General features: G+C 42.1%; 12 protein-coding genes and 1 tRNA gene. 8 read left to right on the top strand and 5 right to left on the bottom strand.

What is annotated here, in order from left to right:
- The first annotated feature begins 58 nt into the window (after positions 1-58).
- Entirely contained in the window at positions 59-880 is an 822-nt protein-coding gene (locus V7K40_RS24930) for a sulfurtransferase (RefSeq protein WP_334964479.1), read from the top strand.
- 277 nt (positions 881-1157) lie between these two features.
- Here V7K40_RS24930 and V7K40_RS24925 read toward each other — a convergent pair whose 3' ends face one another.
- Positions 1158-2456 carry a hypothetical protein gene (locus tag V7K40_RS24925; RefSeq protein WP_334964477.1) on the bottom strand — a complete coding sequence of 433 codons (1299 nt, stop codon included), beginning with the start codon at positions 2454-2456 and terminating at the stop codon, positions 1158-1160.
- Between the two features lie 733 nt (positions 2457-3189).
- Between V7K40_RS24925 and V7K40_RS24920 the strand changes: the two genes are divergently transcribed.
- From V7K40_RS24920 to V7K40_RS24905, 4 genes are all read left to right on the top strand, one after another.
- A complete protein-coding gene (locus V7K40_RS24920; protein WP_334964475.1) occupies positions 3190-4518 on the top strand; it encodes a FecR family protein in 1329 nt (442 codons plus the stop codon).
- Positions 4519-4841: 323 nt separating this feature from the next.
- A complete protein-coding gene (gene gor, locus V7K40_RS24915) occupies positions 4842-6218 on the top strand; it encodes a glutathione-disulfide reductase (protein WP_334964472.1) in 1377 nt (458 codons plus the stop codon).
- A 105-nt stretch (positions 6219-6323) separates the two neighbouring features.
- The gene (locus tag V7K40_RS24910) at positions 6324-6959 is read left to right on the top strand and encodes a YqiA/YcfP family alpha/beta fold hydrolase (RefSeq protein WP_334964470.1); all 636 of its coding nucleotides are present in this window, start codon (positions 6324-6326) and stop codon (positions 6957-6959) included.
- 169 nt (positions 6960-7128) lie between these two features.
- Positions 7129-8274, top strand: a complete 1146-nt coding sequence (locus V7K40_RS24905) for a histidinol-phosphate transaminase (protein WP_334964468.1) — start codon at positions 7129-7131, stop codon at positions 8272-8274.
- An 8-nt stretch (positions 8275-8282) separates the two neighbouring features.
- Here V7K40_RS24905 and V7K40_RS24900 read toward each other — a convergent pair whose 3' ends face one another.
- Positions 8283-8837 carry a hypothetical protein gene (locus V7K40_RS24900; RefSeq protein ID WP_334964466.1) on the bottom strand — a complete coding sequence of 185 codons (555 nt, stop codon included), beginning with the start codon at positions 8835-8837 and terminating at the stop codon, positions 8283-8285.
- Positions 8838-9457: 620 nt separating this feature from the next.
- A complete protein-coding gene (locus V7K40_RS24895) occupies positions 9458-10063 on the bottom strand; it encodes a GNAT family N-acetyltransferase (protein WP_334964625.1) in 606 nt (201 codons plus the stop codon).
- A gap of 1061 nt (positions 10064-11124) precedes the next feature.
- Between V7K40_RS24895 and V7K40_RS24890 the strand changes: the two genes are divergently transcribed.
- The 3 genes from V7K40_RS24890 (at position 11125) to V7K40_RS24880 (ending at position 16149) form a co-directional block, all read left to right on the top strand.
- Positions 11125-14730, top strand: coding sequence for a response regulator (locus V7K40_RS24890; RefSeq protein ID WP_334964464.1), 3606 nt, complete (start codon positions 11125-11127; stop codon positions 14728-14730).
- Positions 14731-14798: 68 nt separating this feature from the next.
- Complete coding sequence (locus V7K40_RS24885) at positions 14799-16028, top strand: hypothetical protein (protein WP_334964462.1); 1230 nt, start codon at positions 14799-14801, stop codon at positions 16026-16028.
- Between the two features lie 50 nt (positions 16029-16078).
- Positions 16079-16149: transfer RNA gene (locus V7K40_RS24880), tRNA-Gly, on the top strand.
- Positions 16150-16535: 386 nt separating this feature from the next.
- Here the strand turns inward: V7K40_RS24880 and pstB are convergent.
- Both pstB and pstA read right to left on the bottom strand, forming a co-directional pair.
- Positions 16536-17342, bottom strand: coding sequence for a phosphate ABC transporter ATP-binding protein PstB (gene pstB, locus V7K40_RS24875; RefSeq protein ID WP_334964460.1), 807 nt, complete (start codon positions 17340-17342; stop codon positions 16536-16538).
- A gap of 58 nt (positions 17343-17400) precedes the next feature.
- On the bottom strand, positions 17401-18282 hold the full coding sequence (pstA, locus tag V7K40_RS24870; RefSeq protein ID WP_334870203.1) for a phosphate ABC transporter permease PstA: 882 nt from the start codon (positions 18280-18282) through the stop codon (positions 17401-17403).
- Positions 18283-18299: the final 17 nt, after the last annotated feature.

The following is an 18299-nucleotide window of genomic DNA, read 5'->3' as shown; positions in this document are numbered from 1 at the left end:
CTTAATAAAAAAACTCAATAATGATCAATACTTCGACGCCGCTCAGTACAACTGCCCTATGCCCAATTCTCAATTTGTTATTTCACCAGTTTGGCTGTTTGAACATCTAGAAGATCCGCAAGTCGTTATTGTGGATTGTCGCTTTTCTCTAGCTGATCCACAAATAGGACAACAACAGTACCAGACAAGTCATATAGAAGGGTCATATTACCTAGATTTGAATCAGGATCTTTCTAGTCCAGTAGGTAAACATGGCGGGAGACATCCTTTGCCTAACCCCAATGATATAGCTAACAAATTTGCCGCGATTGGGATAAATTACCAAAAAAGTTTAGTTGTAGCTTATGATGATTCGCGCTTTGCCTTTGCGGCTCGTCTATGGTGGCTATTGCGGTATCTCGGACATGAGCAAGTCGCGGTACTCGATGGAGGCTTTGCTGGATGGCAAAAAGCTGGGTATCCTGTTACAAATGTCGTTCCTCACACCCAGATGGGTACGTTTGTAGCTCAAGTACAAACAGAAAAGGTGGTAGATATTACAGCGGTGAAAAACCGCAAAGACAGCCACGAGGTAGTATTGGTAGATTCAAGAGAAAGCGATCGCTACCGAGGTGAACAAGAGCCAATTGATAAAATTGCTGGACATATCCCTGGTGCAGTTAACTATCCCTGGTACGAAGTTACAGACTCTTCCGGCTACGTAATTCCTCAATCAGAACAACGCCGTCGGTGGGAAAAGCTAGCAACAGCCGAAGAAATCTTAGTATATTGCGGTTCTGGTGTTACTGCTTGTGTGAATTTACTTTCTTTAGAATTAGCTGGCATTAGCAAGGGTAAACTTTATGCTGGTAGCTGGAGTGATTGGATTTCTTATTTATAGTTAGGAGTTACGAGTGAGAAGTTAAAAAGGCGACTAGAAGTCGCTACTACACTACATTGTCCACCTTCGTGGACTAAGAAAAAATCAAGGGTTTCAAACTCACGCAAGTGGATTTTGTATGTATAGCCAAGTCAGCGCACTGGCTCCCCATGAGCAACTCGCGTGTGACTATAAGTTGCCAGGGTTAGTATGAATTAAGACTTGAAAAACATCCTTTTAGACTGAAGAAATAAATCTAAACTCCTAACTGTACAGACGCGATTAATCGCGTCTCTTATCAAAATCGACCTAATTGCAAATTGTAATTAATACTGAAGAACCAGCCATCAAAATCAATATTTTCGGCGGTTGAACTACCTAAACTAACTCCAGCTTCCACATTCATATTAGTGGTATCAGATATTCGATAATTTAAGTGCCCGAATAGCCGATGAAATTGGTCTTCTCGATCACGCTGTGTAAAGTCCGAGAAGCTGGCTTGGTAGTCAATACCAACCTGGAGAGGCTTTTGCAAGTAGTAGTTCAGAGAAATCCAAAAAGAATTGATTATCCGATCACGACTTAGAGGATCAGCAAAATTTACACTCAACTCGTAGAAGCTATCTAGCGTTAATTTTGGAGTTAAGGGATCTCGCCGTCCCAAAGACAGTTGCAGGGAATTCTCATTTAAAAAGCGATCGCCTGCTTTGAAGCTATCAAGGCTATCGCTGTTGTTGGCATAAAATAACTGTTGATTGCTGTAACTGACTTCACCATACATTCGCCGCGAGAACTGCTGGTAAATACTGAGATTAAATCTCACCTGATTGTAATCGTATTGTGACTGATTAATATAACGAATGAGATTGCCATCAATTGAGCCGTTTAAATAAGTCTTAGATCCTAAAGGGAAATATGCAGAGGCTAGCGTCAGTCCAGAAATAATTAAACCATCTTCTATGGGATTATCATTTGAGGAAAAAATATTGCTCGTCTGGAAATAACCTACACGGCCTTGTAGATAGCCTATGGGTTTAAACTTAGGTACGGATTGTTCTGTCGGTGGGAGTGGCTGCTGTTCTAAGGGTCGTAACCGCACCCGCAACCCCAATTCGCGATCGCTCTCAGACTCAGGTGGCTGTTTTGGCGATCGTAGCAACTGTATTAGCCTCTGTAGCCTTTGGGACTGATTTATTTGAGGTGCATTCAACAGTTGCTCTTTTGAGTCTAGAGGAGATGTAGGCAAAACACTTGGCTGTGATTCTAACTGGGGCGGGTCATTTTGCTTTTGAGTATCTCCAGGTTGTTCGGTTGCGGCTGGGGTTTGAGTAGTAGCTGGTGTTTGCTGTGCCACATTTAACGGCATCTGGGAGTCTAAACTTTGCGACTCACTGGACTGCTTGCACAAAAAGTTAATTATCTCTTGCTCTAACTTCTGACATAGCTGATAAGTTACCTGTGTGTTTGCTAAATTTTTAGAACGCGAAATATCTGTATTTGCAGATTCTGTTGCATTTACTTTAATGCAACACCAGCTTCCACCACTGGAAGCTAACAAAATACAAAAAAACAAATTCTTCCAGTTCTTGAGTCGCATCTGGTTAGATCGCGTTGATCGCGTTTGGCGAATGTAGACTTATAAGCTGTATCGGAAGTTCCGACTCAGAAGATACAGCTATTGAGCGCATCTCTTTTCGTTTCGTAGGTATATACTGAAACTACAAACTGAAATTGCTGCTTTTCGGATTTTCTCCCAGATTTTTTTGCAAAACAGAGATGCTGCGATCCAATTTCTGCTCAACTTTAGTGAAATACAGTCAGTGAGTCATTTCACAACATATCCCTAACAACTCCTTTTCCCACATAACTGATGATCCTGTGGCTGATCTGATTAAAAAGGATTATCTGTAAGGTACTCCTCATTTAATTCTTGATATCAAATACTAACTTTGAAATCTGCCACAGATTTTATTGCATAAGATGTCAGTTTAAAAAAAAAACTTAAATAAACTAAACACATAATTTATTTGCTATCGATTTGATGTATGTATTAAATGTAGGCTAAAATGCAAATGAATTTAACTAGGAAAACTTATAACAATTAGCAGCAGCTTAGAGGATGTTTTAAAAGGATTTTTGGTAACATCAAACCCTCCCAAACCTAACCCCCTAGCCCTCATTTCATCATCGGTAAGGGGAGTTTCAAAGCCTCTCTCCCTATGGGCGAGAGGAATGGAAGTGGGGTTTATAGTATACTTTGCAACTTTTCAAACATCCTCTTAAACTTTTAACTTTTTTGGTATTAGTTGAAGTTCATAAATTATCAAATTATGTTTCATAAATCGTTTCCATTGTTAGTGATTGGTTTATGGGGAGTTATAGTACTGTCTTTGCCAAATCGGGTAAGTGCTATAACTCCTCTAACGCGAGCAGAGATTCAGAACCTCCGCAACTTGGTACTACTGATACCCAAAGATCGACTGAAGAAGCGTCCTGCACGCAAATTAGATGCAATGACTCCTGGGGATGGGTTGTCAACTGGTCGAGCTTCCCTAGCAGACTTGCGCTTTAACGACGGTTCTTTGGCACGAGTTGGCGAACAGGCTATATTTCAATTTTTACCAAAGACTCGCAGCTTTAGACTGTCAAACGGGACTGCGTTGCTGCTTATCCCACCTGGTAAGGGGCAAACACGTATACAAACGCCAAGTGCAGCAGCAGCAATTCGTGGTTCAGCATTATTTGTCCGCTACGACAAACAAACAGATACCACGATTGTGGGTGCGCTGACAAATAGCGGCATTGAAGTTTCTAATCAGGAAGCTTCTCAAACTCAGGTGCTGCAAGCAGGACAGATGATGGTTATAGTTAAAGGCGAATTTCAGGGCTTATACGATTTTGATCTCAGAAATTTTTATCAAACAAGCGATCTGGTTCGGGGACTTAATTTGACTAGGCAAAATCCTACGCCTACGACCGATCAGGCGATCGCTAGCGTTCAAGCTGAAACTGCTGCGGCTTTGAAAGCACAGTCGCCCATAACAGGTAAGGGAGTAGTTGAAAACCCATCTTTTGTAGAGCTAACTACTAGTCCTTCAACTTCCTCGACCGATAATTCCCCAATAAACTCCATTGGAGATGATTCCCCATCAAATTCCTTTGAGGACATAAGACAAGTTCTGTCAAATACTGAGCATCGCCCTGAAAAAAATAAAATTATTAGGACAGTAAATCCACCAGTAAATCCACCAGTAAATCCACCAGTGAATCCGCCAGTAAATCCACCAGTAAATCCACCAGTAAATCCGCCAGTAAATCCACCAGTAAATCCACCAGTGAATCCGCCAGTAAATCCACCAGTGAATCCGCCAGTGAATCCGCCAGTCGATCCTCCAGTCCAACCTCCAGTAAATCCACCAGTGAATCCGCCAGTCGATCCTCCAGTCCAACCTCCAGTAAATCCGCCAGTGAATCCGCCAGTCGATCCTCCAGTAAATCCGCCAGTCCAACCTCCAGTAAATCCGCCAGTAAATCCGCCAGTAAATCCGCCAGTCGATCCTCCAGTAAATCCGCCAGTAAATCCGCCAGTCGATCCTCCAGTCCAACCTCCAGTAAATCCGCCAGTAAATCCGCCAGTAAAACCTCCAGAAACTACCTGAAACTACACGTGTAGCGGCTTGCCGTAGGCTACCGCTCCAAGCGTAAAAGACACAGAGAGAAGAAAGAAAAAAAGAAATGCCTAAATTAACAGTATTGATTTATACTGAATACTGTCGAAAGAACTATAACAACTGTTAACTACTACCTCTACAGCAACCAAAGCAAAAAGTGATATTCCCTACGACTAGAGAGCATCTGCTAACGCTAGATTAAATCAAGGACAGGACTTACACAGGGTTCACCGGATATCCTTATATAGTTCAATCACATTCTGTGTGTAAGTTCCCAGGAACTAACTTGTTGCTAAAGAGAACATAAATTTATGACTTTTGATTACGACCTGTTTGTAATTGGTGCGGGTTCTGGAGGTTTGGCGGCTTCCAAACGGGCGGCTAGCTACGGGGCAAAAGTGGCGATCGCTGAAGATGATTTAGTTGGTGGGACTTGTGTAATTCGTGGTTGCGTTCCCAAAAAACTCATGGTCTATGGCTCTCACTTCCCCGGACTATTCAGTGACGCTTCAGGCTATGGCTGGAAAGTCGGTAATGCGGAGTTGGACTGGGAATATTTCATTACATCTATAGATAAGGAAGTGCGGCGACTGTCGCAACTACATATAAGCTTTTTAGAAAAAGCGGGAGTGCAACTAATTCCTAGTCGCGCCACGTTGGTAGACCCCCACACAGTAGAAGTTGATGGACGTAAAGTTACAGCAGACAAAATTTTAATTGCTGTTGGTGGGCGTCCTGTCAAGCCAGATTTAGCAGGGATGGAATACGGCATTACCTCTAATGAAATCTTTCATCTCAAAGAACAACCAAAACACATCGTTATTATTGGTGCTGGTTATATCGGCACGGAATTTGCGTGTATTATGCGAGGTTTGGGTTCTGAGGTGACACAAATTACCAGAGGTGAAAAGATTTTGAACGGGTTTGATGAGGATGTCCGCATAGAAATCGAAGAGGGGATGACAAACCACGGAATTCGGCTGATTAAGAATAATGTGGTAAAAACAGTTGAAGGTGTGCCAGAAGGGTTAAAACTCACTTTATCAGGGGATGATCAACAACCAGTAATTGCCGATGTCTTTTTAATAGCGACCGGTCGGATTCCTAATGTAGATGGACTAGGTTTAAAAAACGCTGGGGTTGATGTTGTCGCTAGTTCTATCGAAGGGCCTGGATACCCTACCACAAGTGCGATCGCTGTCAATGAATATAGTCAAACTAGTCAAGCGAATATATTTGCCGTTGGCGATGTCACCGACCGAATTAATTTAACTCCAGTGGCCATTGGCGAAGGTCGCGCCTTTGCAGATAGCGAATTTGGCAGCAATCGGCGAGAATTCAGTCATGAAACTGTACCCACAGCAATATTTTCTAACCCAGAAGCTGCTACAGTCGGCTGGACAGAAGCCGAAGCACGGGAAAAACTCGGTGATGCTGTAACAATTTATCGCACTCGCTTCCGCCCTATGTACCATAGTTTAACTAGTAAACAAGAGAAGATAATGATGAAGTTGGTGGTTGATAGCAAGACTGACAAAGTGCTAGGCGCTCACATGGTGGGTGAAAATGCCGCTGAAATCATTCAAGGTGTGGCGATCGCTGTGAAGATGGGCGCAACTAAAAAAGACTTTGACGCCACTGTTGGTATCCATCCCTCTGCAGCGGAAGAATTTGTCACAATGCGGTAATAAGAATTAGGAGTTATGAGTTATGAGTTATGAGTTGAAAAAAGAAACTCATAACTTAAAACTTAAAATTCCTAACTTCTTCTCACTTCTAAATTATCTACAGTTTTGCAATACATATATCTTCACGGCTTTGCTTCGAGTCCTAATTCTGCCAAAGCGCGGGATATCGGCGATCGCTTTGCCCAAATTCACACAAAGCTAAAAATTCCTGATTTGAATGCTGGCGATTTTTCGCAGTTGACAATCACTCGTCAGATCACTCAAGTTGCCGCAGAATTCAGCAATGATTCTACGCCAGTAACGCTCATTGGCTCAAGTTTAGGTGGTTTGACCGCTGCCCACTTGGGACAGCAATATTTACAAGTAGAACGTCTTGTGCTGCTAGCACCAGCTTTTGGGTTTTTATCTCATTGGTTGCCCAAGCTAGGCGATGAAGAAGTACAGCGTTGGCAGCAAGAAAAATATATCATGGTCTACCACTATGGGGAGAGGCGAAAGCTTCCCTTAAATTACAATTTGATTACAGATGCTGCCCAATACCAAGAGGAGCTTTTACAACGTCCTATCCCCACCCTAATTTTGCATGGAAAAAAGGATGAAGTCATCCCCATCGAAGCTAGTCGTGACTTTGCGCGTTTGCGTCCTTGGGTGGAGTTAGTCGAACTTGCCAGTGACCACGCCTTGGCTGATGTTATGGAAGAAATTTGGCAGGCAATTCGCCTCTTTTGCCAGTTACCTTGAGGTTGTAAAATATTAAACTCAGACCTAACCTAATATTTTTCAGTAAGTACAACTTAACTCGTAGATCCAAGGAGGCTATATTCACTTACTATCAAGGATGGTTAAAGGAAAATAAGTCTTTTGTGAACAGTATTGATTTAAAATCCAAAATCTAGAATCCAAAATTGATATGCTTCCCTTCATCCGGTCAGATTTAGCCGAATTTACCGCGTATAAATCCCACCCCAGCAGCGATACAGCCGATTCTGTCCCCATACAGTTTGATCGACTGGATACAAATGAAAGCCCCTATGATTTACCACCGGAGTTAAAAGAGAAGCTGTCCTGGATGTATCAGCAAGTAATTGAAACAAATCGTTATCCTGATGGCGGACATGAAACACTTAAGGATGCGATCGCCGAATACGTTAATGAATCAGCCGGTCTGTCGCTATCCAATACTGCTGCCAATATTTCTGTGGGCAATGGTTCAGATGAACTAATCCGCTCTTTATTAATCGCCACCTGTTTAAAAGGAGAAGGTTCAATTCTAATTGCCAATCCCACTTTCTCTATGTACGGAATTTTGGCACAAACTTTGGGCATTCCTGTAGTGGTGGTGGGTAGAAATGAAACAAATTTTGAAATTGACATAAGCGCCGCCCAGTCTGCGATCGAACAAACTCAAAATCCCCCTATTCGCGTAGTTTTTGTAGTGCATCCCAATTCGCCGACTGCCAATAGTTTAACTACGGCAGAGTTGACATGGTTAAGAAGTCTGAGCGAGCATATTTTGGTAGTAATTGATGAAGCTTACTTTGAATTCAGCCAAACTACCCTAGTGGGTGAATTAACACAGCATCCCAATTGGGTAATATTACGCACTTTTTCTAAAGCCTTCCGATTGGCTGCTCTCCGTGTTGGCTATTGTGTCGCTCATCCGGAAGCGATCACCATTTTAGAAAAAGTTCGCTTACCTTACAATCTGCCCAGCTTTTCCATAGCAGCAGCATTAGTTACTTTACAAAACCGCACACTTTTGCTCGAGTCAATTCGCCAAACCCTGAGTGAACGAGCCAAACTCATCGAAATTTTATCCCAGCAACCAGAACTACAAATTACCACAAGCGCTGCTAACTTTATTTACTTACGTTTTAAAGCAAATGGCTTTAATTCACAAGACGCTGCGTTAAAAACTTTCCACCAAAAACTTAGAACACTCGGAACTCTTGTGCGACACATTAGTGGAGGATTGCGAATTACTGTAGGAACGGTAGAGGAAAACGCGCGCACTGTTAATCGAGTCCAAGCTGCTTTGGCAAATTTGGAATTTTAGCAATTTACTCAGTAATTAAATCGGCTGTCCACCTCACTGCCCAAACGGCGTACTATTCCCACTGTTTGTGGCAGCACACCTACTAAAAGAGCAAAAGCAACATCTGGCAAAAGAGCCACTATTTCTGGTGGGAAGTATTGTTCAAATTGATCGAGAATTTTCTGAACTCGTTGCCCAGGCACTGGGTTTTCTGTAATTTGTTTGATCAATCGAATCCACTGTCGCCTAATCAAGTAAGCCTTCTGGCGCTCTTCATTAGATTCGGGAGTTAATAAAGACAGATTACCTATGGGCAGTGCTCTTTGGCAATCACAATCGTAATCCCCACCTACAGCAGCCCCAGGCCCAGCAAACTCTGCATGGTATCGTTTAAAGAGGATTAATCCATTTCGTCTACGACTATTGACGATGAAAACTTCTCCACTGTGTAAACGTGTGAGGATATCCGAGCCTTGCGATTGCTCAGTTCCATCTGGCATGACAACAGAGTCAAGGAAACTAGTTTCAGAGTAATAAGTTGATACCATAGAGGTCTGATAGCGTCGATGCTGTTCGCTATCCATGTTTTTTAAACTTTCAACGAATTTGGTAGTACTATGCACTTCAAAAGGGAACTAACTGTTATGTCAAATCAGATTTTTAAATTCTTTTATTATCAAGAATCTTTCGGTCAACTTAACTAAAATACTAATAAATAGGCATTGTTTAGTAATTGAGTGATTATATTTTATGAGATATAACTATATTTGTCTGTAAACTCTACGAGTGTTTTCTTAAAGTTTTTATAAAGATGAATATCTTAATTACAAAGTTATTATGAGGTATTGCGGATTTCCTAAGTGTAATTTTACCGCTATTTCTATTATAATTTATCTATTTATATAAAATAGTCAAAAATCTTTTCTTTTTTGTTTAATGACAAATTAAAAAGGTCAAAACTTAACATTTAATCATTTAAGTGGAGTTTTCCAAAGTTATACTTTTATTAAAATGACGAATGGGTATATCCGTAAAAAGTCTAAATAAAATATACTCAGAAAAACTAACCAAAGCTATACACATCTAGGTATTTAGCTAATATGGCTGAGTTTTGAATTAGGTTATTTTGTACTTTAAACGCCTATATTGGTGATATATTTTATCGCAAGTAATTACAACATCAAAATTTATAGCAAAATAAAATTCAAATAGTGGAATCATCACTCAGATGCTTGTGCAATAACATCTGGCTTGAACGTCTTAGGAAAAATGTATTCCAATTCGATTCGACTTTATGCACCCGATATCCCAGCTTGAAATAAAGTTGCCTTGCTTGATGGTTATTTTCCAAAACGTGGAGATATAAGTCTTGAAATCCCCACTCGCGAGAGACTTTTTCACAGCTAGTCAGTAAGCCTGAAGCTACACCATGTCTACGGAATTTTGGGTGAACCGCTAAATTAGATAAGTAAGGAAAACCCATGCCAACCTGGCTCCACGAATCACTGTAACGTACACCCAGTTCCACACTTCCCACTAAGTTATTAGTTGCACCAGTAGTAGCTTCAAAGGCGACTAAACAAATATGACGCGGCAAAGGTGATGCCATGCGATGCCTTAAGTCTTCGTAAATACCCAGACGTAGCAATGGGAAAGCCCATCCCCATATACCCTGTTGGGAGTGAAAGCTTTCAGCAATAATTTGGGCAACACCGATCAAATCAGCAGGTATAGCTGTACGAATTTGAAATTGGCAGCAAGCTGGATTGATTGGCTGTTGCTGGTATGGATGAAAAAACCGATATTTCAAGGTTAGTTTAGGATTGATTTTATTCAACGAAAATTTTCTCAAATATCCTCAAACACCATTTAAACTGAATAAAAACTTTATATCTGCCCAGGAGATTGAACTGACTTAAGATTGCTAATTAGCTTTTGCTTGTGGAGCCGACAAAGTTTTACACTTTAGTTTAAGGCTTTATAGCCTGTATTTTTGAAAGAGTCTTAGAAGTTACAGCTTCATAAATCTATAATCTTAAGTTCAGTCGGTTCAAGTGCATCCCTTGCTTTAGGTAGGAAGGATATCAGCCTGTTTCTCACAAAAACATCTATAAAGTGGTAGAGGTTGAGGTGAATGGGCAGAGAAATAGCATAACCTGTCGGTAGGCAGCATCTACAAAATTGTTAAGTAAGTACACCAACGGCAAACTCTGGTTTCAAACTACCCTTGGTTGCAGTACTGAACTCATTTTTACAATTGCCGCTACATTAACACGACTTTGCTACTGGGTCATAGGAACAGGCTGTACAGTTATTGGAGTAAGAATCTGCAAGGTTCTCTAATTCCTAATATCCAACTTTTCAACCACTATCATCTTGTCTTAATGATAGTTCTGATTGCTAAATTGGAAAGAGACATTTGTCTAATAGTATACTTTAGCTTTAAATCTTATTGTTTTAATTTTGCTGACTCTACCATGACTACCATAAATAAAATTTACCTGCAAGTGTTAGTACAACTCCTGGGAAGGGAAAACTTAATATGCAGCTTCATCTGGATTTTTCAGCTAGCTATGAGTGCTGTATGTAGTATCAGAGATTCCTCACAGGAGGTAAAGGAAGATTTGGCAAGCAAGCATCGACTCTGTAACCCTAAAACTGACTATGAAAGCAATTACATTGCACCAAAGCAAACGGTAATCGGCATAAGCCATTGAGACAAATTACTGTAAGTAAACGCTCCTACACTCAGCAGTCATCTAGCCAAAGAGCCTTATTGGTCGAAATGCTCTGCTCTTACCTGACTCAGAAAAATCCTTACCTGATCAGCTTATTCTTTATCCGACTGCCGTTGCAGCAGGAAAGCGGTGCATGAAATCCCAAGCAAACAGTAAGCCTAAAATTTTGGTTGTCGATGATGAACCAGACAACCTTGATTTGCTTTACCGCACTTTCTATCGCGACTATAAGGTGCTCAGGGCAGCCTCTGGTCCTGCGGCACTGGATCTGCTGGCTCAAGAGGGAGAAGTCGCAGTGATCATCTCCGATCAGCGGATGCCGATGATGAGCGGTACAGAATTTTTGAGCCTAACAGCAACTCAATATCCAGATATTATCCGGATTATTTTAACTGGCTACACCGATGTCGAAGACCTGGTGGAAGCAATCAACGCTGGTAAGGTATTTAAATATGTCACTAAACCGTGGGAAGCCGAGGAACTCAAAGCAGTGGTACGCCAAGGTTTGGATACCCACAATGTCCTAAAAGCCCGCACCCGCGAACTTACCCGCACACTTCGGCAAGAATCGCTGCTAAATACCGTCACAAATACGATTCGCAGTGCTTTAGACTATCGCCAAATTTTACAGGCAATTGTAGATACAGTGGGCCATATGTTGGAGGTGGATGTCTGCCTATTGCGTCCCTTCCAAGATGAGCAGTTGGCGGATAAAGGATTCATTTATCAGAAGGCTCTGGAAGAAAAAGAACATGGGGACACAGGGATATGGGGAGACGGAGATCAGCAAATCAATTTTCCTCTTGTTCCCCCATCTTCCTCTCCTCCTATCCCTCCCTCCTCCCTGCTGGCTCAAACGGTGTGGGAAACCCGCGAAGTCCAGGTAATTCACGATGTGATCGATGATCAGCGCATTCACGGTAAAACTCCCGAACTGCGCGAACGTGGGGCAGCTTTTGCTGCTGCTAACATTTGTTCTAGTTTAGTTGTGCCATTGATCTGCCAACAAGAACTGATGGCAGTGCTGGCACTGCACCAGTGTTCTCTGCCTCGCTTTTGGGGGGATGATGAGGTGCAGCTAGTGTTGATGGTAGCGGATCAGGCAGCTTTAGCTTTGTCTCAAGCTTATGCTTACGAACAAGTACGTGCTCTTGCCAAGCGAGAAGCCCTAATTAATACGATTACTAGCGCGATTCGCTCTAGCTTAGATCCCCAAGATATTTTTGCGGCTATTACCCAGCAATTGGGGCAAGCCTTACAAGTCGATGGCTGTGTCCTGTCTTTGTGGACAGAGGAAGATGAATTTGTCCAGTGTGTAGGCTTGTATGACAGTTTTCAACAGCCGGAAAATTTGCGTAGGCACAACTCGCCGCAAGCATTGCTAGCCCCAGAGAAAAATTTAAATAATAACCTATTAACTCAGAGATTACCCTACTCTCATGCATCTATACAGGAGAATCCAATCCTCCAACAAATGCTACAGACACATGAACCAGTGGTAATTGGTAATGTGGGTCATTCTCCCTCACAAGTGAACGGTTTTGATTTGCCTTTAAAAATGCCAGCGCGATCGCTAATGTTTGTGCCATTATTGGCTGATGGGAAATGTATCGGTAGTATTACTTTACATGAAGGTAAAAAAGTCCGCCGATGGCTGTCATCTGATATCGATTTGGCTAAAGCAGTAGCAGCCCAAGCAGCGATCGCTGTGCAGCAGTCACACTTGTATCAAAAAACTCGCCAACAAGCTGAACGTTTACTGGAATTAGACAAACAAAAAACCGAATTTTTCCAAAATATCTCTCATGAGTTTCGCACACCTATCACCTTGATTCAAGGGCCTTTAGAGTCGGCGGTGGCGGCTAGTGAGGGATTATCTTACTCCCAATGTGCGATCGCCCTGCGTAACTCCCGTCGCCTGCTGCGACTGGTAAATCAATTGCTGGATTTACAACGCCTGGATGCGGGGAGAATGCAGCCTAGTTTCCGCCCTTGCGATCTAGTCGAATTTGTCAGCCAAATTGTTGAATCTTTTCGTCCCTACTGTGAGAAAAAGGGACTGCATCTAGTCACTCAGTTAGATGAATGTTCTACGGTGTACTTAGATATGGAAAAATTTGACAAGGTGGTTTACAACCTGCTATCAAATGCCATGAAGTTTACTCCTGAAGGTGGCACGATCAGCATCAGACTAAAATCTGAAAATGACCGTTGCATACTGCAAGTACAAGACACTGGTATTGGCATTGTTAAAGAACAAATTCCTCACCTATTTGAGCGCTTCCGCCAAGCTGAAGGTTCTGCAAACCGCTCCTATGAAGGCAGTGGTTTGGGTTTAGCTTTAGTTAAAGAATTGGTAGAATTACATGGTGGTCAAGTCACTGTGGAATCAGTTTATGGCGAAGGCACTACTTTTAGTTTATGGCTTGTTACTGGAAACGCTCATTTACCCGCACTGCAAGTACTAGAAACGCCTACCGAAGTGAACACAAGCCGCGCTAGCGTAGAATTGGCTGATTTAGAACTGGTAGACTCAACAACAGACAATATTGAAGATATTACAAGAAACTTCTCGCCCAGTATTGATACTCAAGACTCAGCACTTAAGACTCAGCAACGCCAGACCCCTCAACAAGGGGAACCCCTGCACACGGCTGGCTCCTCAATTTTAGTTGTAGATGATAACTCGGATTTGCGAACCTATGTATCTGAAATTTTCCGCCGCAATGGCTATCATGTACAGACAGCTCGTAATGGTTATGAAGGTTATGGGATAGCTAAGGAAATTATACCCAGCTTGATTGTCACTGACTTAATGATGCCCTTGGTGAGCGGACTTGAGATGATTCAGATGATCCGCCATGAGGAGAAGCTGAAAGGAACACCAATCATTCTGCTGACAGCGAAAGTTGATGAGGAAACCCGCATCGAAGGTACAGAACATGGTGCGGATGCTTATTTAGCAAAACCATTCAATGATCGGGAACTTTTGGCGGAAGTTCGGAATCTTTTAGGATTGAAAGAAAATGAACGACGAATCGTGGAGTTAAATACTTATCTAACAGAATCGGTGCTAAAGCGCTTTTTGCCGGCTGTATTGGTGCAAAAAGCCGCAACCGGAGATTTAACGTTAGATTTGCGCCCAGAACCACGCTTAATTACAGTTTTGTTTAGTGACATTGTGGGTTTTACACAGCTAGCAAATACCCTCAGATCCCGGCGAGTAGCAGAGTTGCTAAATGAATATTTAGAAGCCATGACTAAGGCTGTGTTTGGCAATGGCGGTACTGTAGATAAATTTATGGGAGATGCTATCTTAGCTTTATACGGAGCGCCGGAAGAACTAACTCCTAATGAACAGGTGCGTCGTGCTATCAATACAGCAAGAGCAATGCACCGCTCACTGGCTGACTTGAACCAGCGCTGGCGAGACCAAGGTGTATTCGATGGCGATAAACTTACTAGCGTCCAGTTCCGGTGCGGTATCCACCAAGGTACAGCTGTTGTGGGAATGTTTGGTAGTGCTGAACGTGCTGATTATACTGCCATTGGTCCAAGTGTGAATATTGCTGCAAGGTTACAAGCTGCTGCCCTTCCCGGTACGATCCTGGTTTCTGCTGCCGTGGCAGATTATTTACAGGAAGAAGAAATTACTAAAGGTAGTCCGCTAGAACTTAAAGGAGTAGATGAAACAGTTTTGACTTTCGCTGTTACACCAGAGATAATGGTTAATCGCTAAAATTTAGACTGGTATTTTAAAGCATTACCAATGAGTAAGAGTGCCTAATCATATCCAGTTTATATAATATGATACCATCGGTTGCAGACAAAACTCCAATTCCAGCCAAGGTCTGGAGGCGACACACTGACCCACCAGGTTTGTGGATTTCTGTCGTTATAGGTTCAGTCTCTCTGCACTTGCTAGCCTTCTGGCTGATGCGCTCATCTAATGCATTTAGTTTGTGGTTTCCCCAGCAAAGTCAATCTGTTGTTCCCATTGAATTGATAGACATTGCTCCCAAAACAAAATCAATAACCAAATCAAAATCAACAGCAAAAACAGTTTCGCCAAAGCCACTATCCTCAACTCAAAAGTCTGTACCAGCACGTTCACTACAAACAGCACGAACTACGCCGAGAAATCAAGATTTTGGCGCAATAAATTCTGCTGAGAATCTCCAGCAAAAGAGCCGAACTTACACCTCTCAATCTAATAGCCGACCCTTTAGGCAGCAGAGAGTTATTACAGCCACACCGAAACCTACACCGAAACCTACACCTACAGCCACACCGAAACCTATAGTTCCAGTCGGTAGTCTACCTTGGAACCGCCGTCAAGAAATAAAACTGGGAAAAGGAACACCACTATCAACAGGTATTCCATCAAATCCACCAGTTTCGGAAGCTGAAAACAGAGAAACTCCGCTACGCACCCCCACTCAGAAAAATCCAGCAACTCGAACTAGGGAAACTCCAGCAACTCGAACTAGGGAAACTCCATCAACTCCGACTAGGGAAACTCCAGCAACTTCGACTAGAGAAACTCCAGCAACTTCGACTAGAGAAACTCCAGCAACTTCGACTAGAGAAACTCCAGCAACTCCGACTAGAGAAACTCCAGCAACTTCGACTGGGGGAGCATCAGTAGCAATAGTAGCTCCTTTGCTTAGAGATAAAGTTAGTAACTTAATACAATCAGGAAGATTACGACAAGATGCTTTACCAGACGTTATCGCTTTATACAGGGGAAGCAACACAAAACAATTGGACTCAAGTTTTCTCCCCGGCGATTCCGAAGTTAAGCCTGCACAGATCCTCGCTAGCTTAGTAATTGATAACAAGGGCAACTTTCAACAGGCTTTAGTCATAGAAATAGAACCAGCAACATCACAAAGTGAAAAAAGCACATATGAGCGAATTCTCAACGAGGTTTTCAAAACAGAAAACTTTCTTGCCGCTCACAACAACGATGGCACAAAACCAGATTTGAGCAATCTGTATGTATGGATCAAAATCCAACCTGCCAATTCCAATTAAATGCTTCAATTTTTGCAAAAACTGTGTTATATTCATAGGGTTGGAATTTTGCGGGCGTAGTTTAGTGGTAAAACTATAGCCTTCCAAGCTATTAATGCGGGTTCGATTCCCGCCGCCCGCTTAGAAAAAACTCTGAAGTGCACTAGTTCAGCACAGTATAAATCCACTGAGATTTTAATTAGACAAGGGGCAAAAATTTTATATTTAATTTTGGCTAGCTACTTAATGTAGTTATCACAATACCTACAGGTAGATAATAAATAGCAGTCAACACTAGTATTACGCTATGTGTCAGGGTTTTTTAGAGTAGGTATCTTGCCCAGCCAGTCAATGGAAGTCTGATGTTAAATAGCTTAATTATTGCTTTTCTTTACCAAGAAATAGCCATAATTGATAAAGCGATCACTAACCTTGGCGAACAAATAAAAAAATAGAGGAATATCGCACAGCTTTAATTTCCGAGTATCCCTCATTACTCTCACATCAACAATAGAAATATTTATCTATTTATCCAAATCTGCCGCTAACGTAATCTCTGGTATCTTGCTGCTGAGGATTGTTGAAAATTAATTCTGTTGCATCGTACTCTACCATGTAGCCGTTACGACCTCCAGTTTCTGTAGTTTTAACATTAAAAAAGGCTGTCTTATCAGAAACTCGCGCTGCTTGCTGCATATTATGGGTGACGATAATGATCGTATATTGCTCTTTAAGTTGGTGAATAAGTTCTTCAACCCGTAACGTGGAAATGGGGTCGAGAGCAGAGCAAGGTTCATCCATTAATATAATTTCAGGTTGGACTGCGATCGCTCTAGCAATACATAACCTCTGTTGTTGTCCACCTGATAAAGACGAGCCACTTTGTCGCAGTTTATCTTTTACTTCGTCCCACAAAGCCGCTTGCCGCAAACTCCGTTCTACCAATTCATCCATATTACCTTTGTAGCCGTTGATTTTGGCTCCAAAAGCAATATTGTCATAAATTGATTTTGGAAACGGGTTTGGTCTTTGAAACACCATCCCAATTCTCCGACGCACTTCTACAGGATCAATGTCGGATGCATACAAGTTTTTATCGTAAAAAAGTATTTTACCTTCTGCCCGAAATGACTCAATCAGGTCATTGAGGCGGTTATAGCATCGCAACAATGTACTTTTACCACAACCAGAAGGGCCGATAAAGGCTGTCACCTGATTTTTCGGTATATCTAGCCAAATATTCTGCAAGGCTAAAAATTTGCCGTAGTAAACGTTGAGGTTTTCGGTGCGTAAAACGGTTTGAGTATCATTCACTGTGCTAACATTGGTAGCCATAAATTAAGTGCAGTATTAGTTTTAGCGATACAAATCCGCCATGTAAATTGCTATTTCACTAAGCTTTCTTGCGAGTTGCCCAGCGGGCGATGATACTTGTGATTAGAACCATCAATACCAAAATCAAAGATGCTGCCCAAGCTAGTGATTGCCAATTTTTAAACGGAGAAATAGCGTATTTGTAAACCAAAACAGCAAGGGAAGCTGTTGGTTGGAATAAGCTATCAGGCCAAAAATTGGAAAAAAGGGCGGTAAATAGTAAAGGTGCAGTTTCTCCAGATGCTCTGGCGATCGCTAGCGTTGCCCCAGTTACAATTGCTGGTAGAGCGGCTGGCAAAACTACTTGTGTTACTGTTTGAAAGTTAGTTGCTCCTAACCCTACAGATGCTTGTCGCAAATCTTGCGATACTAACTGCAAGGCTTCATCAGTGGTTCGGACAATAATTGGCAACATCAAAATTGCCAGTGCAAACCCTCCACCTAGAGCAGAATATGATCCTAAGTTTAACTTTACCAGTGTCAAAACTACAATGCCATAGGCAAATACCCCAGCAATAATTGAGGGGACTCCACTAAGCACGTTAGCCGCAAAACGTACCCATCGTGCTACTTGGGCGGAGCTAAATTCTGTGATGTAAATTGCGGCTAAAACACCAAACGGGATACTAATTACCGCCGCAATTCCTACCATCAGCAGCGTGCCTAAAACTGCATTACCAAAGCCTCCTCCCTTTTGTAAAGCTTTGGGTGGCAGTTCAAAAAATACACTGGGACTCAAACTGCTAAAGCCTTGAATAATGACGTAAGAAAGCACTGCTAGCAAAGGCACAAGTGCCAATACTCCACAGATAAATGCGATTACGGTCATTACTGTATTAAACAGTGTTCTTTGAGACATGGGAGCGCGAGTTAGACTGCGCTCTGGAAAACTAGAAGTCATAATTCAACCCAAAACTA

The sequence above is a fragment of the Nostoc sp. genome (genome assembly GCF_036917195.1).
Classification (GTDB): Bacteria; Cyanobacteriota; Cyanobacteriia; order Cyanobacteriales; family Nostocaceae; genus Nostoc.
The sequence above is the reverse complement of the archived record's forward strand: the minus strand, read 5'-3'. Positions and strand labels throughout refer to the sequence as shown.

What these genes read in the sequence shown, in the direction of transcription:
- V7K40_RS24930 (WP_334964479.1), top strand. Translation starts at nt 59, where the DNA reads ATGCCCAATTCTCAATTTGTTATTTCACCAGTTTGGCTGTTTGAACAT.
- V7K40_RS24925 (WP_334964477.1), bottom strand. Translation starts at nt 2,456, where the DNA reads ATGCGACTCAAGAACTGGAAGAATTTGTTTTTTTGTATTTTGTTAGCT.
- V7K40_RS24920 (WP_334964475.1), top strand. Translation starts at nt 3,190, where the DNA reads ATGTTTCATAAATCGTTTCCATTGTTAGTGATTGGTTTATGGGGAGTT.
- gor (WP_334964472.1), top strand. Translation starts at nt 4,842, where the DNA reads ATGACTTTTGATTACGACCTGTTTGTAATTGGTGCGGGTTCTGGAGGT.
- V7K40_RS24905 (WP_334964468.1), top strand. Translation starts at nt 7,129, where the DNA reads ATGCTTCCCTTCATCCGGTCAGATTTAGCCGAATTTACCGCGTATAAA.
- V7K40_RS24900 (WP_334964466.1), bottom strand. Translation starts at nt 8,837, where the DNA reads ATGGATAGCGAACAGCATCGACGCTATCAGACCTCTATGGTATCAACT.
- V7K40_RS24890 (WP_334964464.1), top strand. Translation starts at nt 11,125, where the DNA reads ATGAAATCCCAAGCAAACAGTAAGCCTAAAATTTTGGTTGTCGATGAT.
- V7K40_RS24885 (WP_334964462.1), top strand. Translation starts at nt 14,799, where the DNA reads ATGATACCATCGGTTGCAGACAAAACTCCAATTCCAGCCAAGGTCTGG.
- pstB (WP_334964460.1), bottom strand. Translation starts at nt 17,342, where the DNA reads ATGGCTACCAATGTTAGCACAGTGAATGATACTCAAACCGTTTTACGC.
- pstA (WP_334870203.1), bottom strand. Translation starts at nt 18,282, where the DNA reads ATGACTTCTAGTTTTCCAGAGCGCAGTCTAACTCGCGCTCCCATGTCT.